Below are 22,960 nucleotides of genomic sequence, written 5' to 3' on the forward strand. Positions count from 1 at the left end.
GGAGGCACGCAGATGGCAGTGGACTACATAACTCATGACGGCGTGGCCGTCCTCACGCTGAACAATCCGCCCGTCAATGGACTCGGTCTGTCGACGCGCGCGGGCATCGTCGAAGGGCTCGAGCGCGCGCAGAACGATCCGGCCATCAAGGCCATCGTGCTGACGGGCGCGGGCAAGGCCTTTTCGGGCGGCGCCGACATCACCGAATTCAATACGTCGAAGGCGACCCAGGAGCCGACGCTCGCGACCGTCATCAAGGCCGTGGAAGGCAGCGCGAAGCCGGTCGTCGCGGCGATCCACAGCGTCGCGATGGGCGGCGGCCTCGAACTTGCCCTCGGCGCGCATTACCGCGTCGCCGCGGCCGGCGCGCAGATCGCGCTGCCCGAAGTGAAGCTCGGCATCCTGCCGGGCGCGGGCGGCACGCAGCGTCTGCCGCGCGCCATCGGTCTGGAAGCGTCGCTGAACATGATCGTGTCGGGCGCGCCGGTGCTCTCGGAAAAGCTCGCCGATTCGGGGCTGTTCGACGAAGTCGTCGCGAATCCCGCCGAACTGGCCGAAGCCGCGCTCGCGTTCGCGCGCAAGGTCGGCGCCGCGGCCGGCCCGCATCCGAAGGTGCGCGAGCGCAAGATCGAACATCCGAATGCGGCCGGTTTCATCCAGTTCGCGCGCAATAGCGTCGCGGCAATCGCGAAGAACTTCCCGGCGCCGCATAAATGCATCGACGCGGTCGAAGCCGGTGTGAAGGACGGCTTCGACAAGGGCCTCGCATTCGAGCGCGAATGCTTCATCGCGCTCGTGCAGACGCCGGAGAGCCGCGCGCTGCGTCACGCGTTCTTCGGTGAGCGGGCGGCGAGCAAGATTCCCGACGTGCCGTCAGATACTTCGGTGCGCGACATCGATCGGGTGGCCGTGATCGGCGCCGGCACGATGGGCGGCGGAATCGCGATGAACTTCCTGAACGCAGGCATTCCGGTCACGCTGCTGGAAACGAAGCAGGAAGCGCTCGACCGCGGTCTCGCGACGATCCGCAAGAACTACGAGGCGACCGTCAGGAAAGGCAAGCTGAAGCCCGAGGTGATGGAACAGCGCCTCGCGCTGCTGAGCTCGACGCTCTCCTACGACGACCTGAAGCACGCCGACATGATCGTCGAAGCCGTGTTCGAAGAGCTGGGCGTGAAGGAGCAGGTGTTCCGCCGGCTCGATGAAGTCGCGAAGCCCGGTGCGATCCTCGCGTCGAACACGTCGACGCTCGACGTCGACAAGATCGCCGCGTTCACGAAACGTCCGCAGGATGTGGTCGGCATGCACTTCTTCAGCCCGGCCAACGTGATGAAGCTGCTCGAAGTCGTGCGTGGCAAGGAGACCGCGAAGGACGTGCTCGCCACCGTGATGAAGCTCGCGAAGAAGATCAGGAAGACCGCGGTGGTGTCGGGCGTGTGCGACGGCTTTATCGGCAACCGGATGATCGAGCAATACGTTCGTCAGGCGCTCTTCTTGCTCGAAGAGGGCGCGTTGCCAGCGCAGGTAGACAAGGCCATCGAGAAGTTCGGCTTCGCGATGGGTCCGTTCCGCATGAGCGATCTCGCCGGCAACGACATCGGCTGGGCGATCCGCAAGCGCCGCTATCTCGAACACCCCGACATGCACTACTCGAAGATCGCCGACCGTCTGTGCGAGATGGGCCGCTTCGGCCAGAAGACCGGCGGCGGCTGGTACGACTACAAGGCGGGCGATCGCACCGCATACCCTTCGGGCGTGGTCAACGAAATGATCGGCGAGTACTCGAACGAAACCAACGCTGAGCGCCGGAAGATCAGCGACGAGGAAATCGTCGAGCGTCTGGTGTTCGCGCTCGTCAACGAAGGCGCGAAGATTCTCGAGGAAGGCATCGCGTCGAAGGCGTCGGATATCGACATGGTCTATCTGACCGGCTACGGCTTCCCGTTGCATCGCGGCGGCCCGATGCTGTACGCGGACACGGTGGGGCTCTACAACGTCGAGCGCGCGATTCGCCGCTATGCGGCGCGGCCGAACGGCGACGCGTGGAAGCTCGCGCCGAGCATCGCGAAGCTCGCGGCCGAAGGCCGCGGGTTCAACGGCTGAGCGCGGCCGGCTTCAGCCCACGAATTGAGTGGTGCGGGTTTCCCCCGCATCGCTCGCATCAAATGACAGAGGCGGCGCGGTGATGCGCTTTTGAACGCACGGCAGTGAGCCGGCGCGCCACTACTGACACTGCAATTGGAGACATGCATGACTGACGCCGTAATCGTATCCACCGCCCGCACGGGTCTCGCCAAATCGTGGCGCGGCGGTTTCAACATGACGCACGGCGCGACGCTCGGCGGCCACGTGACGCAGGCTGCGGTCGAGCGCGCGAAGCTCGATCCGGCGCGCGTCGAGGACGTGATCATGGGTTGCGCGAATCCGGAAGGCGCGACGGGCGGCAATATCGCGCGGCAGATCGCATTGCGCGCGGGCTTGCCGGTCAGCGTGCCGGGCATGACCGTGAACCGTTTCTGCTCGTCGGGATTGCAGACGATCGCGCTCGCGTCGCAGCGCGTGATCGCCGGCGAAGGCGACGTGTACGTCGCGGGTGGCGTCGAGTCGATCTCGTGCGTGCAGAACGAGATGAACCGCCACATGATGACCGACGGCTGGCTCACCGAGCACAAGCCGGAAATCTACTGGTCGATGCTGCAGACCGCCGAGAACGTCGCGAGGCGCTACTCGATCTCGAAGGAACGCCAGGACGAATACGGCGTGCGCTCGCAGCAACGCGCGGCGGCCGCGCTCGAAGCCGGTAAATTCAAGGACGAAATCGTGCCGTTGACGGTGCTCGCCGGCGTCGCCGACAAGGCGAGCGGCCGTCTCTACACAAAGGAAGTGACCGTCAGCAGCGACGAAGGCATTCGCGCCGACACGACGCTCGAAGGCGTGTCGAAGATTCGCACCGCGCAGCCGGGCGGCGTGGTCACCGCGGGCAATGCGAGCCAGTTCTCGGACGGCGCATCCGCTTGCGTCGTGATGAACGCGACGCTGGCCGAACGCGAAGGGCTGCAGCCGCTCGGCATCTTCCGCGGTTTCGCGGTGGCCGGCTGCGAGCCCGACGAGATGGGCATCGGGCCGGTGTTCGCGGTGCCGAAGCTGTTGAAGAAAGCCGGCCTCAAGGTTGAGGACATCGGCCTGTGGGAGCTGAACGAAGCGTTCGCGGTGCAGGTGCTCTATTGCGCTGACCAGCTCGGCATTGCGCACGACCGCCTGAACGTGAACGGCGGCGCGATCGCGGTGGGCCATCCGTACGGCGTGTCGGGAGCGCGGCTCGTCGGCCATGCGCTGATCGAAGGCAAGCGGCGCGGCGTGAAGTTCGTCGTCGTGACGATGTGCATCGGCGGCGGGCAGGGCGCGGCGGGTTTGTTCGAAGTGGTTTGAGCGGGCGTGGGCCGGCGTCATTACCAGCCCGTGTCCGACGACGGCAGGCTCAGCGTCCCCTGATCGGTGAATCGCGTCGTACCGGTCACGCCACCCGCGAGCTTGCCGCGCAGAACGTACGGAACCTGTCCCGACTGCGCGGCGCCGGCTAGCGCAAAGGCTTGACGAACCGCGGCGAAAGCCGGCACGGTCAGCGGCACGGTGACGACGGTTTCACCGAAGCGCGGCACGGTGCCGCTCTGGTCGCTGACGCCGGTGGCGAACGGCTTGCCGTTCAGTTCCAGATCGAGCGACACGCCGTTGAAGCTGACCGCGGAGTCGTTGGGATTCTGCACGCGCAGCTTGACGTTGAAGCGCATCTCCATGCCCTGGCCAGCGATCGGCTCGATGCCCGCCACATTGACGCGCAACGGGTCGGCACCGAACAGGCCCGCGCAGCCAGCGAGTGTCAGCGTGACAGCGACGCCGGCGGCGAACAGGCGCCACACCCGTGAGACCAGGCCCGGCAGCAGCGCGCGAAAGAATGACATGACCTGCACCTCGAACGAAGCGGGTTGGTCATGCATTGTAACGGGCCACGTGGCGCGCGCAGCGACGTTTCAGGCGGCGCGCCGCCACCGTGTGCGCATGACGCAAGCGAGACGCCGAGCGGCTTGCAGAACGAAACCGCGTGCGCTGTGTTCAGCGTGTGCAGGCAGCACGATGAACGCAGCGCGATCGGCCTGCGTCGCGCGGATCGACACGACGCCATGTTGCGAGGTCACAAACCGCTCGCCTTCGTGCAACGTGAGCGACGTGAGCGGGGCGTCGTTGCCGAGCCAGGCCAGCGAATGATCGGGGAAGACGAGTTGCAATGCACCTTCGACCGCGATGATCGAACTGCGCGCGCGCAAGTCGTGCAGGGCCATCTGACCGGCGGCAAGATGCGACGCCGCGGGGCGATGCAGTTCTGCACCGGGTAACAAGCGATCGTGGTATGGACGCACAGGCATGACCGATTCCTTTAAACCGTCTTCGTGTCACACAGCTTAGGGAATCCGTCCGGATGAAAACAGGCGCAGCTGTCGACAATCTGAACCGGTACAGTGGTGCGTTTCGTCACGCTGTATCGGTCCGAATCACGTCGATGTGTATCTGTCGCGGCGCGCGGACTATCCGCACCATCGGTTCATGAGCGAATCCCTCTTCACACCGCAAGGTCCCTCGACGGACCGGCCAGCCGAGCGCCAGCCGCTTTACCGGCAACTGGCCGACCAATACCGCCGCGCGATCGGCAACGGCGCGCTGCGCCCGGGCGACCGCATGCCGTCGATGCGCGCGTTCATGCAGCGCCACGGCGTGAGCCTCGCGACGGCGACCGAGAGCTATCGCGAACTGGAACGCGCCGCGCTGATCGACGCGCGGCCGCGCGCCGGCTATTTCGTGCGCGTGCCGCCGACGGCTGCGTTGCCCTGCGCCGCCGAGCCCGATCTCGCGATGCAGCCCGGCGCCGCCGCGCAGTTCGTCGGCATTCACTCGGAGATTTCGGCGCTCGTGTCGAAATTTCAGCGCTATCCGCACGCGCTGAATCTCGGCGGCGCGACCGCGTCGCCCGATCTCTATCCGACCGATGCGTTGCAAAAGGCCGCGGTGCGCGCGTTGCGTCGGCGGCCCACCTTGCTGACCGCCGTCGGGCCCGATCAGGGTGATCCGGCGTTGCGCGCGATCATCGCCCGGCGCGCACTCGAGGCCGGCAGCCAGATCGGCGCGGACGACATCATCATGACGCACGGCGGCGTCGAAGCGATGAACCTCGCGTTGCGCGCGGTGACGCAGCCGGGCGACACAGTCGCGGTCGAATCGCCGTGCTTCTTCGGTTTGCTGCAGGCGCTCGAAAGTCTCGGCCTGCGCGCGCTCGAAATTCCGACCAGCCCGAGCACCGGCCTCGCGATCGAGGCGCTGGCGTTCGCGCTGCACACGCATCCCGACATCAAGGCGGTCGTGGTGGTGCCGAATCTGCAAAACCCGCTCGGCAGCGTGATGCCCGACGCGCACAAGGCGAGCCTCGTCGAACTGTGCGCGCGCGCCGGCATCGCGCTGATCGAGGACGATCCCTACCGCGAACTCGTCGATGCCGCGCCGCCGCCCCGCTCGCTGAAGGCGTGGGACACCGATGGCACCGTGATCCATTGCACATCGTTCAACAAGACACTGGCACCTGGCATGCGCGTCGGCTGGATCAACGGTGGCCGGTGGCATCCGCGCATCGGTATGCTGAAGTTCGCGCAGTCGCGCCACAACGAGCAGTTGTCGCAAGTCGTGCTCGCCGGGTTCCTGGAGACGAGCGCATACGAGCGCCATTTGCGGCGATTGCGCGAGAGCTTGCAGCTGCGGCGCGAGCGGATGGCCGCGGCGGTGGCGGCATCGTTTCCCGACGGCACGCGGTTCACGCCGCCGCGCGGCGGGATGTTTTTCTGGATCGAATTGCCGCGTCACGTATCGTCGTCGGCTTTATTCGACGCCGCGTTGCATGACGGTATTCGCATCATGCCGGGCACGGTATTTTCGAACGCCGGGCGTTTCGATCACTTCATTCGGCTCAGCTGTCCGAGTGCGGATCTGGATCTGACCGACGAAGCGGTGCGCAGACTAGGGCGCCTCGCGGCACGGATGGCAGCCCATGCGTCAACGCGATAGCGGGTATCATTTCCCGCCGTAGGCTCGACACACGCCGTCGGCTACGAAATCTGATATCTGAGCCATGACCGATCCATCCACCTCATCCAGAACGGGCCATGCATCGTTGCCCGAAAGTCCCTTCGTCGACCGTCTCGGCGCACAGTTGTTGTCGGCCGCCGACGGCGTCAGCGAAGTCGTGCTGCCGTTGCAACGCGATCATATGAACACGTGGGACGTCGCGCATGGCGGCGTCACGATGACGCTCGCCGACGTCGCGCTCGCGATGGCCGCGCGCAGTCTCGCCGGCGACGGCGTCGGCGTCGTCACCGTCGAGATGAAGGTCAACTTCATGCAGCCGGGACGCGGCGAGTTGCGCGCGACCGGCCGCGTGCTGCATCGCTCGACGACGATGGCCTATTGCGAAGGCGAGATCCGCGACAGCGAAGGCCACTTCGTCGCGAAAGCGCTCGGCACCTTCAAATACATGCGCCGCCTCGCGGTGGGCCGCGACGTCACGCGGCAGCGTCTGCGCAGCGACCCGGCGGCGAAGCCCGGTCCGAGCGACTGAGCACCCAACAACCCAAGGAGACGACCGCATGGCCCAGATCAATCGCCAATTGCTGCTGGTTTCGCGCCCCCAAGGCGAAGCCACGCCCGATAACTTCAAGCTCGTCGAAACGCCGCTCGCGCCGCTCGCCGACGGCGAAGTACGGGTGCGCAACCACTATCTGTCGCTCGATCCGTATATGCGCGGACGCATGAACGACAGCAAGTCATACGCGGCGCCGCAGCCGCTGAACGAAGTGATGATCGGCGGCACGGTCGGCGAGGTCGTCGAGACGAGGAATCCGAAGTTCGCGGTCGGCGACAAGGTCGTCGCGATGTTCGGCTGGCAGGAGTACGGCACCTCCAATGGCACGGGCATGCAGAAGGTCGACGACACGCATGTGCCGCTGTCGGCGTATCTCGGGCCGGTCGGCATGCCGGGCGTCACCGCATGGTACGGGCTGAACCGCATCATCGCGCCGAAGGCCGGCGAGACGGTGGTCGTCAGCGCGGCGAGCGGCGCGGTGGGCAGCGTGGTCGGTCAGCTCGCGAAGGCGGCGGGCGCGCGCGCGGTCGGCATCGCGGGCGGCGCGGACAAGTGCCGCTATGTGGTCGAGACGCTCGGCTTCGACGCGTGCGTCGACTACAAGGCCGGTAACCTGTACCAGGACCTGAAGGCCGTCACGCCCGACGGTGTCGACGGCTACTTCGAGAACGTCGGCGGCGAGGTGCTCGACGCGACGCTCGCGCGCATGAACGCGTTCGGGCGCATCGCATTGTGCGGCTTCATCGCGGGCTATGACGGCCAGCCGCTGCCGCTCAAGCATCCGTCGCTGATGCTGACGCAGCGGCTGCTCGTGCAGGGCTTCATCGTCAGCGAACACATGGACGTGTGGCCCGAGGCGCTCAAGCAACTCGGCACGTTCGTCGCGCAGAAGAAGCTGCACTATCGCGAGACGATCGCGCAAGGGCTCGAAGCCGCGCCCGAGGCATTCATCGGCTTGCTGAAGGGCCGTAACTTCGGCAAGCAACTGGTCAGGCTGATCTGAGCGCGACGTCATCGTGCAACGGCAAGCCGCCGCTCAACCAGGGAGTCACAGAATGTTCGAATTCGCGGGCAAGGTGGCGGTGATCACCGGCGCGGGCAGCGGCTTCGGCCGCGCGTTCGCGCACAAGGGCGCGGCGCTCGGCATGAAGCTCGTACTCGCGGACGTCAACGCCGACCAGCTCGCGCAAACCGTCGACGCCTTGCGCGAAACCGGCGCCGAGGCGATCGGCGTGCCGACCGACGTATCGAACGCCGCGCAGGTCGAGGCGCTCGCGCAGGCGGCGCTCGCCGCGTTCGGCAAGGTCCACGTGCTGTTCAACAACGCGGGCGTCGGCACCGGCGGCTTCCTGTGGGAAAGCTCGGCGAACGACTGGTCGTGGGTGTTCGGCGTCAACGTGATGGGTGTCGCGCACGGCGTGCGCGCGTTCGCGCCGATCATGCTCGCGCAGAAGGAGCCCGCGCATATCGTCAATACGGCGTCGGTGGCGGGGCTGCTGGCGCCGCCGGCAATGGGCATCTACAACGCGTCGAAGCATGCGGTGGTGGCGCTGACCGAGACGCTGTATCACGACCTGAAGCTCGCGCAGGCCGGCACGGGCGGCGAGGTCGGCTGTTCGCTGCTGTGTCCCGCCTTCGTGCCGACCGGCATCGCGGAGGCCGAGCGCGCGCGTCCCGACGAATTGCGCAACGCGGACCGGCCGACGCGCTCGCAGATCGCGGCCGGCAAGCAGTTGCAGCGCGCGGTGCAGTCGGGCAAGCTCACGGCCGACGATGTCGCCGACATCGCGTTCGAGGCGATCGCCGCGCGGCGTTTCTATATCATCACGCATCCGGGCATCATGGCGACCGTGAAGCTGCGTCACGAGGATATCGAGCAGTTGCGCGAGCCATCCGATCCGATGTCGCTGAAGCCCGAGGTGAAGAACGCGCAGTAGCGGCCGGCTGCGCGGCCGGTGCGCCGGCTCCTGACAATCATTGGCGCACTGGGCGCCGCCCGATGCGCGACGCGCACCACGTTGCCGAAACCATGCCGCTGAATCCCACGATCGAGCAGGTGCTCGACATGATCGCGCGGGCCAAACGCCCGCAGTATCACCAGATGAGCGCGCAAGCGGCGCGCGCGTCGTACGAGAAAAGCGCGCCGATCCTCGAGATCGCGAGCGCGCCGATGTTCTCCGTCGAAGATCTGCGCGTGCCGACGCGCGACGGCGCGACGATCCGCGCGCGCTTCTACTTCCCGGTCGAGCCGGGCTGGGCCGAGCCGCTGCCGGCGTTCGTGTACTACCACGGCGGCGGCTTTACGGTCGGCAGCGTCGATACGCACGATGCGCTGTGCCGGATGTTCGCGCGCGACGGCCAGTGCGCGGTGCTGTCGGTCGATTACCGGCTCGCGCCCGAGCACAAGTTTCCGACCGCTGTCGACGACGCCTTCGACGCCCTCAGCTGGCTACACGCGCACGCGGCCGAATTCGGCATCGACGGCACGCGGCTCGCGGTGGGCGGCGATAGCGCGGGCGGCACGCTCGCGACGGTTTGCGCGGTGCTCGCGCGCGACGCCGGCCTCGCGCTCGCGCTGCAATTGCTGATTTATCCGGGCACGACCGGCCATCAGCAGACCGACTCGCACTCGCGCCTCGCCGACGGCTTCCTGCTGTCGGGCGACACGATCCAGTGGTTCTTCGAGCACTACGTGCGAGATAGCGGCGATCGCGACGACTGGCGTTTCGCGCCGCTCGACGGCGAGCGCGGTGCGCCGGATTTTCGCGGCGTCGCGCCCGCGTGGATCGCGACCGCCGAATACGATCCGCTCAGCGACGAGGGCGATGCGTATGCGGAGAAACTCCGTGCGCTCGGCAATCCGGTCACGCTCAAACGCTACGCCGGCATGATTCACGAGTTCTTCAAGATGGGCGGCTTCGTGCCCGAAGTCGCGCAGGCGCATGCGGACGCCGCGGCGGCGTTGCGCGCGGCATTCGGCATCGGGTGAGGGCGGTGATCGCGAAGCCATGAGCGGCCGGCAGCGAATGCGCCGGCCAGGCGGTGCTCAAACGATCACGCCACGCTCATCCGGTCGCGCTCGACATTGAACGCGAAGCTGCGCTCGAAATCGCCGGGCCGCACGATCCGGTGCGAGCCGTTGTCGTCGCTGCGCTCGGCGACCGCGACGCCGATCACGTCGCCATAGGCGGCGACGCGCAGCGCGGTGGTGCTGCGCGTGCCATAGTCCGGCGATTCGATGAACGCCGCCGACAGCACGCGTTCGCGTTCGAGCGGAATACCGGTCGACGGCAATTCGTCGTCGCGCGCGAGCCGCGGATCGCGCATCAGATCGATCAGGCGTTCGAGCGGCGGCATCGGATCGCGCGCGAGCAGCGCGCCGAGCTCGCCGCGCTTTTTGACCAGCTTCGGCCACGCGGTATCGAGCACCGCGTTCGAGATGCCGTGCGTGCCCGGCGCGAGCAGCGCGGGGCCGCTGTTTGCGTCGACGGCGCCGCGATTGCAGTACCACGCGAGCTCGCGACGCGTCCAGTCGCCGACCAGCAGATTGAAGCCGTTGTAGATGTCGCCTTTTTGCGCGACGTGCCGCAGATACGCGAGCGGCGTCTCGTGTGGATTGCCGTCGGCGTCGCGCGCGGCGCTCGTGAGCCAGTCGCTGACGAGCGTGCCGCGGGTCGGCGCATCGGCGCGCATTTCGCCCGGCGCGCGGTAATTGGTCAGCGCGGCGAAGCGGCCGTCGCGCGACAACCCGAGCCACGTGCCGCCGCCCACGAGGTCGCGGCCCCCCAGCACCTCCGGCGCGTCGCGCCACCAGCCGATCGGCTCGGCCGTGCGGCGGAAGAACTCGTCGCGATTCGCGGCGAGCGTGAACAGCGGACCATCGAGCGCATCAGGTCGCCAGTCGAAAACGATCAGGCACATCGGGGAGCATCTCCCGTTCAGAGCATGGGGCGGCCGCCTGATGCAGCGACGCAGGCGGCAAACGAAAGCGGCAAAAAACAGATGAGAATAAAGCAGTCAATAAAAAACGGCGCCCGATTGCGCCGCTTTTTACCCTCTCCACGATCAGACTTCGGCCGGCAGCCCGTAAGGCAGCGTCAGGAAGCGCAGCGCGGGGCCGTCGGCCGCGCCGACATGTACGCTGCCGCTGTCGAGCGCCGTGAGCTTGGTCTCGACCAGCAGATCGACGCCGCCGCCTTGCGCCGATGCCGCGTTGACGATCATCCCGCACGGCTGGCCCGGATCGTCCGAGTGGAACAGCTCGGTGCCGGGCCGCACCGTCTCCAGCTCGCCGGCGACGTTGGCGAGCGACGTGCGCCGCTTGATCGTGCCGCGATACTGGCTGCGCGCGACCACTTCCTGACCCGGATAGCAGCCCTTGCGGAAGTTGACCGCGCCGAGCACGTCGAAGTTGACCATTTGCGGCACGAACTGCTCGACGACCGGCTGCGTGATGCGCGGCTCCCCCGCGCGGATGTCGAGCCAGTCCCACACGGCCGGCGACACGCGCTTTAGCCTGCCGTCGAGCGACGGCAGCAGCGCTTCGATCTGCGCTTTCGGGCCGATCCACAGATAGCGCAGCCGCTCCAACGCATCGGGCACGCGGATCAGCGTGCCCGCTGTGCCGTCGACCTGCACGTGCACACCGTCGGGCAGCGCGTCGAACACGCCGGACAGCGCGCCGCGCACGTCGCCCGCGAGGCCGACCACCGCGAGCTCGCCGCTCGCGTCGGCGAGCTTGGCCTTGGCGCGCAGCACGAACATCGACAACCGCTTTTGCACCGCGGCCTGCACGTCTTTCGATACCAGCAGGCGGATCGTATCGCCGCTGCGCCAGCTGAGGAGCGACGCGAGCAGCCGGCCCTTGGCCGAGCAGTAGCCGCAGAGGCGCGCGTTCGCGGCGTCGAGATGCTGGACGTCGTTGGTCAACTGGGCGTGCAGGAAGCTCGCCGCGTCGTCGCCGGTCGTGTCGATCACGCCGAACTGCGGCAGCGGCATGTACGCGCCATGCTCGAGCACGGCGGTGAATTCTTCGGCCGACGGGCGCGGCAGGATGGGCAGGGCGGCGGGCGCCGCCGCGGCGGGAGTGAGACCGGAAGCGTTACCTGAGGCGTTCACGAGCGGTGTGTTCATGGATTCCGGGAACAGTCAATTCTGACTTTGGCTAAGGCAAACAGTCATTATATTCAGTCCAGCCCTGTCGCGTTTCGCAAGTCCCTGGCGAATGAAGGCTTTCCGAGAGCCTGGCGCAGCAGGGGATTGCACGTTATCACCCTCCGGCTGTGCCCATGTTGTGACCATGTTGGGGTGTTCTGCCAGAGGGTCCGGCGCAAGATGGGCGGGCACCCGACGTGCCGGATCTGCTGTCCGCTGCCGCGGTCACAGACGAGCCGCCGCCGGGGTGGCTGCGGCGGGGCCACTGAGTAAGGCGGACGAGCCACTGTCATTCCGTGGGCGGCTTGGCCGGTGCCCAGTCCATCGGCTGCTCAGTCGTGATTTTCAGCCGTTCGCGCAATTCGGGATGCGCGATTGCCTGAATCAGAATCGCCATTCCTCCAAGCTTCCGAGCGTCCTCGTCTGTCACTGGCAACATTGAATTTTCCGGAGCATCCGGTGGGATAGTGATTGCCAGCGCTCGATCAATCGCCGCTTGCACGTGAACCCGTGAAACTGTGCACATCTTTAACTGCTGAGTATCGGCGTCATAAAAAATGACGCTAGCCCGATCCGGTTTAGTCATCTCAATATCCCCTGCATGCCTGGAATTTATCGAATGCTCGCTGTGTGCAGAGCGCATAGGTGCGTGGATCTTGATACGTTGCTCGGGCCACGTGACACTGCTCCATGTCTGAATGGTAGTCCGCGAAACACTCAGCCTCATCCATCTCGGAACGGGGCGTGGAGTCTCCCAATTGCCGGCGTGCAGGTCGCCCCTGAACCATCCGTTTGAAACTGTCAATAACGGTCAAAAGCGGCAGGAGCCGAAAAGGCGTTTGGTCGGGAATTGTCGAACCTTTGGAACTCTGACCTATGTTGCGACAGCGTACGCCTCGAGTAGCATCAGACCGACGCCAGCGGATTTCATATTGTTTTTTCCGGCCGTGACCATCTGGTGCCCGCATCTATACAATACAGGTCGCAAAAGGCCGAAAGGGCTGCAAAACGGCACAGTCTCAATGTTGACCGACGCAAGACTTTCCCGTTAAAAATCAGTTCGTTGCCATCTAAACGCTAATTCTTTCCTGTCGTGTCCCTTCTGAAGAAATGTTTCGTCGCCGGCGCGCTCGTCGTTGTGCTGGCCGCGGCGGCCATCGCCGCTGGATACTACTGGGCCACCCGCCCACTCGAATTGACCCCGGCGCAACTCGACGTCACCGTCAAGCCGCACAGCAGCCTGCGCAGCGTCGCGCTGCAGCTCAATCGCGGCGGCGTGCCGGTCGAGCCCGAGCTGTTCATCGCGATGACGCGGTTGCTCGGGCTGCAAAGCGAGCTGAAGTCCGGCAATTACGAGTTCAAGAGCGGCATCACGCCCTACGAGGTGCTGCAGAAAATCGCGCGCGGCGACGTCAACGAATATGTGGCGACGGTCATCGAAGGCTGGACCTTCAAACATATGCGCGCTGAACTCGACGCCAATCCCGCGCTGAAGCACGACACGCTCGGCATGAGCGACGCCGATCTGATGAGCGCAATCGGCGCGCCCGAGGCGTCGATCGGCAACGGCGAAGGGCTGTTTTTCCCGGATACCTACCTGTTCGACAAGGGCACCAGCGACCTCGACATCTATCGCCGCGCTTACCGTCTGATGCGCGTGCGTCTCGACGAGGCGTGGCTCGCGCGCGCGCCGAACCTGCCGTACAAGTCCCCGTACGACGCGCTGACGATGGCGTCGATCGTCGAAAAGGAAACCGGCAAGGCGTCCGACCGGGCGCTCGTCGCCGCGGTGTTCGCCAACCGTCTGCGCGCCGGCATGCCGTTACAGACCGACCCGACCGTGATCTACGGAATGGGCGACAGCTACGCCGGCCACATCAGGAAGAAAGACCTGCAGACCGACACTCCATACAATACCTACACGCGGATGGGCCTACCGCCGACGCCGATCTCATTGCCGAGCGTCGCGTCGCTGCAGGCGGCGATGAACCCGGCGCAAAGCAACGCGCTGTACTTCGTGTCGCGCGGCGACGGCAGCAGCATCTTTTCTGACACCCTCGGCGAACACAACAAGGCCGTGGACAAATACATTCGAGGGCAATGATGGCGCGCGGCAAATTCATTACGTTTGAAGGCATCGACGGCGCGGGCAAGACCACCCATCTGGGCTGGTTCCGCGAACGGCTCGAGGCGAAGCTCGCGCCGAGCGGCCGCTCGGTCGTGATGACACGCGAGCCGGGCGGCACGCCGCTCGGTGAGCAGATCCGCGATATCGTGCTGCATCAGAAGATGGATCTCGAAACCGAGGCGCTGTTGATGTTCGCGCTGCGCCGTCAGCATTTGGCCGAAGTGATCGAGCCGGCGCTCGCGCGCGGCGATTGGGTGCTGTCCGACCGTTTTACCGATGCCACTTTCGCCTACCAGGGCGGCGGCCGCGGCTTGCCGCGCGACAAGCTGGAGACGCTCGAGCGCTGGGTGCAGGGCGGTTTCCAGCCGGATTTGACCGTGCTGTTCGATTTGCCGCCCGCCGTCGCCAACGAGCGGCGCAGCGCGGTGCGCAATCCGGATCGTTTCGAGAGCGAGTCGGCGGCGTTTTTCGAGCGCACGCGCGCCGAATACATGCGCCGCGCCGAAGAAGCGCCATATCGATTCGCTATCATCGACTCTTCGCAGAGCATCGTTCGGATTCAGAAGCAGCTTGAGGAGTTGATTGCAACCCTGTGATTCGAAATAGATATAACTGCTTCTTATAATCTCGTGCGAAGTTCACTCGACATCTGAAGTAGCGCCTACAACCAATTGATTCAAAAAGACAAACGATGATCTATCCGTGGCAAGCCGATGACTGGAATCGCCTGCAGCAGCTGCACGGCCACTGGCCGCACGCATTGTTGCTGCACGGCCAGGCGGGCATCGGCAAGCTGCGTTTCGCGCAGCACCTTGCGCAGGGTCTGCTGTGCGAGGCGCCGCAACCGAACGGCGAGCCGTGCGGCGCGTGCATGGCCTGCAACTGGTTCGTGCAGGGCAATCATCCCGACTACCGCATCGTCGTGCCGGAGGCACTCGCCGCCGAAGCCGGCCTCGCGAACGCCGCGAACGGCGCCGACGACAAGGCCGAAAAAGCCGATGGCGACGAAGGCAAGAAGACCCGCACGCCGAGCAAGGAAATCAAGATCGAGCAGATCCGCGGTCTGCTCGACTTCGTCGGCATCGGTTCGCATCGCGGCGGCGCGCGCGTCGTCGTGCTGTATCCGGCCGAGGCGCTCAACGTCGCGGCCGCCAACGCGTTGCTCAAGACGCTGGAAGAGCCGCCCGCGGGCGTCGTGTTCCTGATGGTGTCGGCGCGCGTCGACCGATTGCTGCCGACCATCATTAGCCGCTGCCGTCAGTGGCCGATGAGCGTGCCCGCGCCGGACACCGCCGCGCAGTGGCTGGCCGCGCAAGGCGTCGACGACGCCCGCGCGCTGCTCGCCGAAGCGGGTGGCGCGCCGCTCGCCGCGCTCGCGCTCGCCAGCGACGAAAACCGTCCGCTGCGCGACTGGACGCTCAAGCAGCTCGCGGCCGGCGCCGGGTGCGACGCATTCGCGTGCGGCGAGGCGCTGCAGAAGCTCCCAGTGCCGCTCGTGCTCGGCTGGCTGCAGCGGTGGATGTACGATCTGCTCGCGCAGCGCACCGCCGGCGCGCCGCGCTATTTCCCGCAGGCGTCGGCCGCGCTCACCCGCTGCGCCACCCAGGCCGACGCCAATGCATTCGCGCGTTTTCTGCGCACCGTCACGCGCCAGCGCGCGGTCGAGAACCATCCGTTGAACGCGCGGCTCGTGTTCGAGGAACTGTTCATCGGCTATCGCGCGCTGTTTGCGTGAGCCCCCAGCCGGACAGCCTTCCGTCTTTTTTTCATTCAAGCCAACCGCCATGAGCCTTTCCTACCGCGACGCCACGCTCGACGATCTGCCCGCGATCGTCGCCATCTACAATTCGACGATCCCGTCGCGCCAGGTCACCGCGGACCTCGAGCCGGTCAGCGTCGAGAGCCGGCATGGGTGGTTTCATGCGCACAGCCCGCAGAAGCGGCCGCTGTGGGTGGTCGAAGATCCGAAGCAGGCGGGCCGCGTGATCGCGTGGCTCAGCTTTTCCGATTTTTATGGCCGGCCGGCTTATCAGCGCACCGCCGAAGTCAGCATCTATCTCGACGAAAGCGCGCGCGGCCAGGGACTCGGCAAGCAACTGCTGGCGGCGTCGCTCGACGCGGCACCGGGTCTTGGCATCGATACGGTGCTCGGCTTCGTGTTCGGTCACAATGAAGCGAGCGTGCGGCTGTTCCGCGGCTTCGGCTTCGATGCATGGGGCACGTTACCGCGCGTCGCGGTGCTGGATGGCGTCGAGCGCGATCTGGTGATTCTTGGCAAGCGTCTTGCGCACGCCGGTTGAGCACGCTGCGCAAGCAGCGCCACCTGAGCTGTCCCAAGCGGCCCCGGCCACGCCATCGCCCAGCCGCAAGCCCCTTTTTCGCAGGACCTGACCATGTTTGTCGATTCACACTGCCACATCAACTTCGAAGGACTCGCGGACCGTCTGCCGCAAGTGCTCGAAAACATGCGCAGCCATTCGGTCTCGCACGCGTTGTGCGTGTCGGTGGATCTTGAAACACTGCCGTCGGTACTGGACATCGCCAGCCGCTATGACAACGTGTACGCGTCGGTCGGCGTGCATCCCGATCACGAGCACATGCGCGAGCCGAGCGTAGCCGAGCTGGTTGAACTGGCCGGGCACCCGAAGGTCGTCGCGATCGGCGAAACCGGGCTCGATTACTACCGCCTCGAAGGCCGCTCGATCGCCGACATGGAGTGGCAGCGCGAGCGCTTTCGCACACACATCCGCGCCGCGCACGCGACCAGCAAGCCGCTGATCATCCACACCCGCTCGGCGTCGGAAGATACGTTGCGCATCATGGCCGAGGAGCGCGCCGGCGTGCCGGGCGGCGTCATGCATTGCTTCACCGAACCGTGGGCCATCGCCGAGCAGGCGCTCGCGCAGAATTTTTACATTTCGCTGTCGGGCATCGTCACGTTCAAGAGCGCGACCGATGTGCAGGACGTCGCGCGCCGCGTGCCGCTCGACCGTCTGCTGATCGAAACCGACTCGCCGTACCTGGCGCCGGTGCCATATCGCGGCAAACCGAATGAACCTGCGTACGTCAGTTATGTCGGACGCTTCATCGCGCAGCAACGCGAGATGCCGGACGAGGCGCTGGCCGCCGCCACCACGCAAAACTTCTTCAGACTGTTCGGACTCGCCGCACCGGCCGGAATCTGATCCACAAAGCCGCGTAACATCAAAGGGATAGGAAGATTTCCTAAAGTACCATATGAAAAATATTTCGACGTCGTCCGCTGATTTCCAACCGCTGTCCGCCGGGTCGGCCGCCCGGGCTCTCGCGCCGGCGCGCCGTCTCGCGTGCGCCGCCGCGCTCGCGTGCGCGGCGCTCGTCGCGGTGCCCGCGCATGCGGCGCCGATCGACTCGCTGATCAAGTCGGTCAAGTTCGACGACGTCGACGGCGTCAACAAGCTGCTCGCGAAGGGCATGGACCCGAACAGCGTCGACAATCAGGGCATCCCGCTGCTCGTGATCGCCGCGCGCGAGAAATCCGACAAGGTCGCGGCCGCGTTGCTTGCGAATCCAAAAACCGATATCGAGATTCAGGACAAGGCCGGCGAAAACGCGCTGATGATGGCGTCGCTGGTCGGCGACCTGAACTTCGTGAATCTGCTGATCGCGAAGGGCGCCGAGGTCAACAAGAAGGGCTGGGCGCCGCTGCACTACGCAGCCGCGAACGGCCACGACGATATCGTCAAGGTGCTGCTCGACCACTCGGCCTACGTCGATGCGGGCTCGCCGAACGGCACCACGCCGCTGATGATGGCCGCGCGCGGCGGCCACGTTTCCACCGTCAAGCTGCTGCTCGACAACGGCGCGGACCTGTCGGTGAAAAACCAGATCGGCATGACCGCGCTCGATTTCGCCAAGACCTACAAGGAGCCGGACGTCGTCGAAGGGCTCACGGCGCGCATGCAGCAGACGCAGCAGCAGAAGCAATGACGTTTTGTCGGCAGGCGGCGCGGTGCGCCCGCGAAGCGTCAGGCGCCTCGCCATGCCGTGCCGCTTTGCAGCCGTTTTGTCCGAGCCGCGCGGCTGCCGGCCTGCTGCCGCCGCGTAAAACAGTGCAGAATGACGACTTCGGCGCGCCGCGTAGCGCGCCGTCCGGACGCGGCAGAAAGACCGCGTGAATAAACAACCCTGGAAAGGAACACCATGCTGCGGGCTTTGATTTTCGCCGGCGCGCTTGCCTTGCCGCTTTCGGCAGCCGCGTTTACGGGAGGCGACCTCAACAAGCTGTGCACCAAGACGGACGTGGCTTCGCGTAGCGCCTGCGCGGCCTACATCGAAGGCGCGGCCGACGGCATCTTCAACACGATCGACGCGATCGGCGGCACCACCGGTCCGCGCGTCGGCCAGTACTTCTGCCTGCCGCCGGATGCGCGCTCGGCGCAGTTGACCGACGCGGTGCGCAAGTACATCGCCGAGAACCCGAACGCCGCGGGCTACAACGCGAGCACGGCGATTTCGCTGGGTCTCGGCAAGGCGTTTCCCTGCAAGAGCGGCGGCTGATCGATAACCGCGGCGCATCGAAGAACCCGTTGTAACGCCCAGGCGCGGTCGTGCCCCCCGGATGTCAGTAGTCGCGCAGGCGCGCCGCCGCTCATCGAGCCCGGAGGAAGATGCCCGTTATGCCTACTATCGACGACTTCTACCGCGTGGCGGCCGCGCCGCTGCATACGTGGCTCGGCACGCTGATCGTGACGGCCATCGTGGCGATCGTGGCGAGCGGCATTCACCGCTTCGGCGCGCGCGTCGTGAAGCGTCTCGCGCGGCCGCACGCGCTGACGAGCGTCGTGCTGCGCTACATCGACAAGCCGTCGCTGTTCGCCCTCGTGATCCTCGCGTTCGCGTGGGTCGGGTCCGAGGCACCCGACACCCTCAACTTCATCGAACCGGTGCGCGACATCACCGGCATCGCGCTGATCGCCGCGCTGACGTGGCTGTCGGTGCGCTCGGCCGCGGCGATCGGCGAAGCGATCATCCGCGCCCATCCGCTCGATTCCGCCGATAACCTGCAGGCGCGCCGCATCCATACGCAGGCGCGCGTACTCGCGCGCTCGGTGATGATCGTGATCGTGATCATCGGTGTCGGCGGTGCGCTGATGACCTTGCCCAACGTGCGGCAGATCGGCGCGAGCCTGCTGGCGTCGGCGGGTGTCGCCGGTCTGGTCGCCGGTATCGCGGCGCGGCCGGTGCTCGGCAACCTGATCGCCGGTTTGCAGATCGCGCTGTCGCAACCGATCCGCCTCGACGACGTCGTCGTGATCCAGGACGAGTGGGGACGCATCGAGGAGATCACCGGCACGTACGTGTCGGTGCGGCTGTGGGATCAGCGCCGTCTGATCGTGCCGCTGCAATGGTTTATCGAAAATCCGTTCTCGAACTGGACCCGCAGCAGCTCGCAGATCATCGGCACCGTGTTCCTGTTCGTCGATTACCGGATGCCGCTCGCGCCGCTGCGCGAGGAGCTTGCGCGCATCGTCGAGAACGCGCCCGAGTGGGACCGTCGCGTGCAGGTGCTGCAGGTGACGGACTGCACCGAGCGCGCGATGCAGTTGCGCGCGCTCGTCAGCGCGCCCGATTCCGGCCTTGCGTGGGATCTGCGCTGCCGCGTGCGCGAAGGGCTGCTCGATTTCGTTCATCGGCATTACCCGGAATACCTGCCGCGGGCGCGTGCCGAGGTGTCGGCGGAGCTGGAGACCGGTGGCGCTGGCCCGAGCGACTGGCTGCCGCGCAGCCGGCAGGCGCCAGCCGGCAGCACCGCCGCGCATACCGAAGCCGATCCGGTGGCGAGCCGCATCGACCGCACTGGCGCGGGCGAGGTCGCGCAGAAGGCCAAGGAGCAGGCTTAGCCGGGCGTTGCGGATCGCGAATCGCGCGTGGCGAGCGGCGAATGGCGACCGCCCTCGGCAAGCCCGGCGATGCGTGGGCACGCCGATTGCTGCTCACGGGCGCGCGACGCCTGCTCAGGCGTCGCGGCGCATCGCAAGAATGACGGAGGACATGCACTATGGGCCGATTGATCGTCGTGTCGAATCGCGTCGCGACGCCGACGGAGACCAAGGGATCGGCGGGTGGACTCGCGGTCGGCGTATTCGGCGCGCTGAAGGATGCAGGCGGCGTCTGGTTCGGCTGGAGCGGCGACGTAGTCAGCGAAACGGTCGCCAACGCGGGGCCGATGCTCGAGCAGGACGGCGCGGTGACCTTCGCAACCGTCGGCCTCACGCGCAAGGACTACGACCAGTACTACCGCGGCTTCTCGAACGCGACGCTGTGGCCGGTATTCCACTACCGCAACGACCTCGCGCGCTACGAGCGCGAGGAGTACGCGGGCTACCGGCGCGTCAACGCATGGCTCGCTCACAAGCTGGTCAAGCTGCTCGAACCCGACGACATCATCTGGATTCACGACTACCATCTGATCCCGTTTGCCGAGGCGCTGCGCAGCGAGGGCGTGACGAACCGCATCGGTTTCTTCCTGCATATTCCGTTTCCCGCGCCGCAGATCCTGCTCAACATTCCGCCGCACGAGGAACTGGTGAAGTCGATGTCGTGCTACGACCTGCTCGGCTTCCAGACCGCCACCGACCAGCAGGCATTCCACGACTACGTGACGCGTCACGCGCGCGGCACGGTGAGCGCGGACGGCGTCGTCGAGGCGTTCGGGCGCAAGCTGCGCACCGGCGTCTACCGGATCGGCGTGTTCCCCGACGAAATCGCCGAGCAGGCCAAGCGCTACGAAAGCCGCCAGCACGTGCTCGAGCTGAAGCAAAGCCTCGAGGGGCGCAAGCTGGTCATGAGCGTCGACCGGCTCGACTATTCGAAGGGACTGGTCGAGCGCTTTCGCGCGTTCGAGTTGCTGCTCGAACGCTCGCCCGAATGGCGCGGCAACGTCACGCTCGTGCAGATCGCGCCGCCTACGCGCTCGGACGTCGCGACCTATCAGAAGATCCGCCAGGATCTCGAATACGAGGCAGGGCGCATCAACGGCCGCTACTCGGGGCTCGACTACACGCCGATCCGCTATCTGAACCAGCAGTACGACCGCTGGAAGCTGATGTCGCTGTTTCGGGAGTCGCAGATCGGCTTCGTCACGCCGCTGCACGACGGCATGAACCTCGTCGCGAAGGAGTACGTGGCCGCGCAGAATCCCGACGATCCCGGCGTGCTCGTGCTGTCGATTTTCGCGGGCGCGGCCGCCGAGCTCTCTGGCGCGCTGCTCGTCAATCCGCACGATGCGATCGGCATGTGCGAGGCCTTGCAACGTGCGCTGCAAATGCCGCTCGACGCGCGCCAGCGGCGTCACGAGATCGACATGGCCGCGCTGCGTAAGAACGATCTCGGAGTGTGGCGCGACAGCTTCCTCAGGGATTTGCGCAGCATGCCAGTGCGCGGGTCGGGCGAGGGCGGCGGCCACAAATGACGGCGCGGCGACGGCCCAAAGCCCGCGCAAACCCGGCGCGTGGCCGCGTGTCACCGGATGTAAGCCGCTTGTAACAGCACCGAGCAATTGCAAGACCTGCGGCTTTTCGACCGATGTCAGGGAATAATTCCCCGTAGCGACGATGCATGCGACGCTTAGGGACCGCGTTAGGGACCGCGCGCATTGTTCCGACGTCATGGCGCTGTCATACTCGGCGTCGCCGACGGCATCGCGATTGCGCGCCAGCCGCCGGCTCACGGAGACACAATATGAAGATTGCGCAGATCGCCCCGCTGACCGAATCGGTGCCGCCGAAGCTCTACGGCGGCACGGAGCGCGTCGTGTCGTACATCACCGAAGCGCTGGTCGAGCAAGGCCACGACGTGACGCTGTTCGCGAGCGGCGACTCCGTCACGAGCGCGAAGCTCGAAGCGGTGTGGCCGCGCGCGCTGCGGCTCGATCCGGGCATTCGCGACCGCGTCGCGCCGCATATGCTGTTGATGGAACTCGTGCGCCGCCAGGCCGAAGAGTTCGACGTGCTGCATTTCCACCTCGACTACTACTCGTTCTCGGTATTCAAGCGGCAGGACACGCCGTTCGTCACGACGATGCACGGCCGGCTCGATCTGCCCGAGCAGCAGCCGGTGTTCGACACGTTCAACACCGCGCCCGTGATCTCCATTTCGAACGCGCAGCGTCATCCGCTGCCGCAGGCGCGCTGGCTCACCACCGTCTATCACGGCCTGCCGGCGCAGCTCTATACGCCGCAACCGGTCGAGCAGAAGTACCTCGCGTTTCTCGGTCGGATTTCGCCGGAAAAGCGCGTCGATACGGCGATCCGCATCGCCGGCCGCTGCGGCATGCCGATCCGTATCGCCGCCAAGGTGGATGCGGCCGATCGCGAGTACTTCGAGCGCGATATCCGGCCGTTGCTCGACCTGCCGTACGTCGAGTACATCGGCGAGATTGCCGATCATCAGAAGGCCGAGTTTCTGTCGGGCGCGCATGCGCTGCTGTTTCCGATCGACTGGCCGGAGCCGTTCGGTCTGGTGATGATCGAGGCGATGGCTTGCGGCACGCCGGTGATCGCGTTCAACCGCGGCTCGGTGCCCGAAGTGCTCGAAGAGGGCGTGACCGGGTTCATCGTCGAGGACGAGATCGGCGCGGTGGCGGCCGTGAACCGGCTGCACAAGGTGTCGCGCGCGGGCGTGCGGCGGCGTTTCGAGGAGCGCTTCACGTCGCACCGGATGGCCCGTGAGTATGTGGAGGCCTATCAGTTGGTGATTCGCGCACAGAAGCGCTCGAGGTTCAAGGTGGTCGATTCGTCGGGCCGTTGACGCGGGATCGTTGGGACGTGTCGAAGCGAAGGACGGCGGTGCGCGATGCGCGGCGCCGTTTTTTTTTTGCGCGCGAGTTTTTCCGTTCCCGAGCGTCGGCATCGGCATACATAACAAAAAGACCGCGCGACGACCCGCACAGGGTCCACCGCGCGGCCTTCGCCGCGATGCGCGCGCAAGTGATCAGTGAAGCGCGCCGATGAGCGCGC

Annotated in this window: 22 protein-coding genes; 17 read left to right on the top strand and 5 right to left on the bottom strand. The window is 66.0% G+C overall.

Annotated elements, in window-relative coordinates; translation table 11 throughout:
- The first annotated feature begins 12 nt into the window (after window positions 1-12).
- Window positions 13-2,103 carry a 3-hydroxyacyl-CoA dehydrogenase NAD-binding domain-containing protein gene (locus OKW37_RS13275; protein WP_429406009.1) on the top strand — a complete coding sequence of 697 codons (2,091 nt, stop codon included), beginning with the start codon at window positions 13-15 and terminating at the stop codon, window positions 2,101-2,103.
- A 147-nt stretch (window positions 2,104-2,250) separates the two neighbouring features.
- Entirely contained in the window at window positions 2,251-3,429 is a 1,179-nt protein-coding gene (locus tag OKW37_RS13280) for an acetyl-CoA C-acyltransferase (protein WP_429406007.1), read from the top strand.
- Between the two features lie 20 nt (window positions 3,430-3,449).
- On the opposite strand, the gene OKW37_RS13285 is transcribed toward OKW37_RS13280, so the two are convergent.
- Window positions 3,450-3,959, bottom strand: a complete 510-nt coding sequence (locus OKW37_RS13285; RefSeq protein ID WP_429406005.1) for an LEA type 2 family protein — start codon at window positions 3,957-3,959, stop codon at window positions 3,450-3,452.
- 69 nt (window positions 3,960-4,028) lie between these two features.
- Window positions 4,029-4,421, bottom strand: coding sequence for a hypothetical protein (locus OKW37_RS13290; protein WP_429406003.1), 393 nt, complete (start codon window positions 4,419-4,421; stop codon window positions 4,029-4,031).
- Between the two features lie 178 nt (window positions 4,422-4,599).
- On the opposite strand from OKW37_RS13290, the gene OKW37_RS13295 reads away from it, so the two are divergent.
- The 5 genes from OKW37_RS13295 (at window position 4,600) to OKW37_RS13315 (ending at window position 9,668) form a co-directional block, all read left to right on the top strand.
- The gene (locus tag OKW37_RS13295) at window positions 4,600-6,105 is read left to right on the top strand and encodes a PLP-dependent aminotransferase family protein (protein ID WP_429406001.1); all 1,506 of its coding nucleotides are present in this window, start codon (window positions 4,600-4,602) and stop codon (window positions 6,103-6,105) included.
- 64 nt (window positions 6,106-6,169) lie between these two features.
- On the top strand, window positions 6,170-6,655 hold the full coding sequence (locus OKW37_RS13300) for a PaaI family thioesterase (RefSeq protein ID WP_184043781.1): 486 nt from the start codon (window positions 6,170-6,172) through the stop codon (window positions 6,653-6,655).
- A gap of 28 nt (window positions 6,656-6,683) precedes the next feature.
- Window positions 6,684-7,682 carry an NADP-dependent oxidoreductase gene (locus tag OKW37_RS13305; protein ID WP_429405999.1) on the top strand — a complete coding sequence of 333 codons (999 nt, stop codon included), beginning with the start codon at window positions 6,684-6,686 and terminating at the stop codon, window positions 7,680-7,682.
- A 52-nt stretch (window positions 7,683-7,734) separates the two neighbouring features.
- Complete coding sequence (locus tag OKW37_RS13310; protein WP_429355509.1) at window positions 7,735-8,616, top strand: SDR family oxidoreductase; 882 nt, start codon at window positions 7,735-7,737, stop codon at window positions 8,614-8,616.
- Between the two features lie 92 nt (window positions 8,617-8,708).
- Window positions 8,709-9,668, top strand: coding sequence for an alpha/beta hydrolase (locus OKW37_RS13315; RefSeq protein ID WP_184063535.1), 960 nt, complete (start codon window positions 8,709-8,711; stop codon window positions 9,666-9,668).
- A 65-nt stretch (window positions 9,669-9,733) separates the two neighbouring features.
- Here OKW37_RS13315 and OKW37_RS13320 read toward each other — a convergent pair whose 3' ends face one another.
- The 3 genes from OKW37_RS13320 to OKW37_RS13330 form a co-directional block, all read right to left on the bottom strand.
- Complete coding sequence (locus OKW37_RS13320; RefSeq protein WP_429355511.1) at window positions 9,734-10,600, bottom strand: NRDE family protein; 867 nt, start codon at window positions 10,598-10,600, stop codon at window positions 9,734-9,736.
- Window positions 10,601-10,744: 144 nt separating this feature from the next.
- The gene (locus tag OKW37_RS13325) at window positions 10,745-11,812 is read right to left on the bottom strand and encodes a YgfZ/GcvT domain-containing protein (protein ID WP_429405997.1); all 1,068 of its coding nucleotides are present in this window, start codon (window positions 11,810-11,812) and stop codon (window positions 10,745-10,747) included.
- Window positions 11,813-12,122: 310 nt separating this feature from the next.
- Window positions 12,123-12,419: a hypothetical protein gene (locus OKW37_RS13330; RefSeq protein ID WP_090804775.1), complete on the bottom strand. Its 297-nt coding sequence runs from the start codon at window positions 12,417-12,419 to the stop codon at window positions 12,123-12,125.
- 507 nt (window positions 12,420-12,926) lie between these two features.
- On the opposite strand from OKW37_RS13330, the gene mltG reads away from it, so the two are divergent.
- The 10 genes from mltG to OKW37_RS13380 all read left to right on the top strand — a co-directional run bounded on the left by mltG (window position 12,927) and on the right by OKW37_RS13380 (window position 22,751).
- The gene (gene mltG, locus OKW37_RS13335; protein WP_429405995.1) at window positions 12,927-13,937 is read left to right on the top strand and encodes an endolytic transglycosylase MltG; all 1,011 of its coding nucleotides are present in this window, start codon (window positions 12,927-12,929) and stop codon (window positions 13,935-13,937) included.
- A complete protein-coding gene (gene tmk, locus OKW37_RS13340) occupies window positions 13,937-14,557 on the top strand; it encodes a dTMP kinase (RefSeq protein WP_090804781.1) in 621 nt (206 codons plus the stop codon). The genes mltG and tmk overlap by 1 nt, the downstream gene beginning before the upstream one ends.
- A gap of 95 nt (window positions 14,558-14,652) precedes the next feature.
- Entirely contained in the window at window positions 14,653-15,696 is a 1,044-nt protein-coding gene (locus OKW37_RS13345; protein WP_429405993.1) for a DNA polymerase III subunit delta', read from the top strand.
- Window positions 15,697-15,745: 49 nt separating this feature from the next.
- On the top strand, window positions 15,746-16,261 hold the full coding sequence (locus OKW37_RS13350; RefSeq protein WP_090804789.1) for a GNAT family N-acetyltransferase: 516 nt from the start codon (window positions 15,746-15,748) through the stop codon (window positions 16,259-16,261).
- Window positions 16,262-16,354: 93 nt separating this feature from the next.
- The gene (locus OKW37_RS13355; protein ID WP_429355513.1) at window positions 16,355-17,146 is read left to right on the top strand and encodes a TatD family hydrolase; all 792 of its coding nucleotides are present in this window, start codon (window positions 16,355-16,357) and stop codon (window positions 17,144-17,146) included.
- 52 nt (window positions 17,147-17,198) lie between these two features.
- Window positions 17,199-17,930, top strand: coding sequence for an ankyrin repeat domain-containing protein (locus tag OKW37_RS13360; protein ID WP_090804793.1), 732 nt, complete (start codon window positions 17,199-17,201; stop codon window positions 17,928-17,930).
- Between the two features lie 213 nt (window positions 17,931-18,143).
- A complete protein-coding gene (locus tag OKW37_RS13365) occupies window positions 18,144-18,500 on the top strand; it encodes a Rap1a/Tai family immunity protein (RefSeq protein WP_090804794.1) in 357 nt (118 codons plus the stop codon).
- Window positions 18,501-18,619: 119 nt separating this feature from the next.
- Window positions 18,620-19,843, top strand: coding sequence for a mechanosensitive ion channel family protein (locus OKW37_RS13370; RefSeq protein ID WP_429405989.1), 1,224 nt, complete (start codon window positions 18,620-18,622; stop codon window positions 19,841-19,843).
- Window positions 19,844-20,001: 158 nt separating this feature from the next.
- A complete protein-coding gene (gene otsA, locus OKW37_RS13375) occupies window positions 20,002-21,414 on the top strand; it encodes an alpha,alpha-trehalose-phosphate synthase (UDP-forming) (protein WP_090804798.1) in 1,413 nt (470 codons plus the stop codon).
- A gap of 269 nt (window positions 21,415-21,683) precedes the next feature.
- Window positions 21,684-22,751: a glycosyltransferase family 4 protein gene (locus tag OKW37_RS13380; RefSeq protein WP_184066675.1), complete on the top strand. Its 1,068-nt coding sequence runs from the start codon at window positions 21,684-21,686 to the stop codon at window positions 22,749-22,751.
- Window positions 22,752-22,960 lie beyond the last annotated feature (209 nt).

The sequence above is a fragment of the Paraburkholderia sp. MM5482-R2 genome (assembly GCF_050436125.1).
Classification (GTDB): Bacteria; Pseudomonadota; Gammaproteobacteria; order Burkholderiales; family Burkholderiaceae; genus Paraburkholderia; species Paraburkholderia tuberum.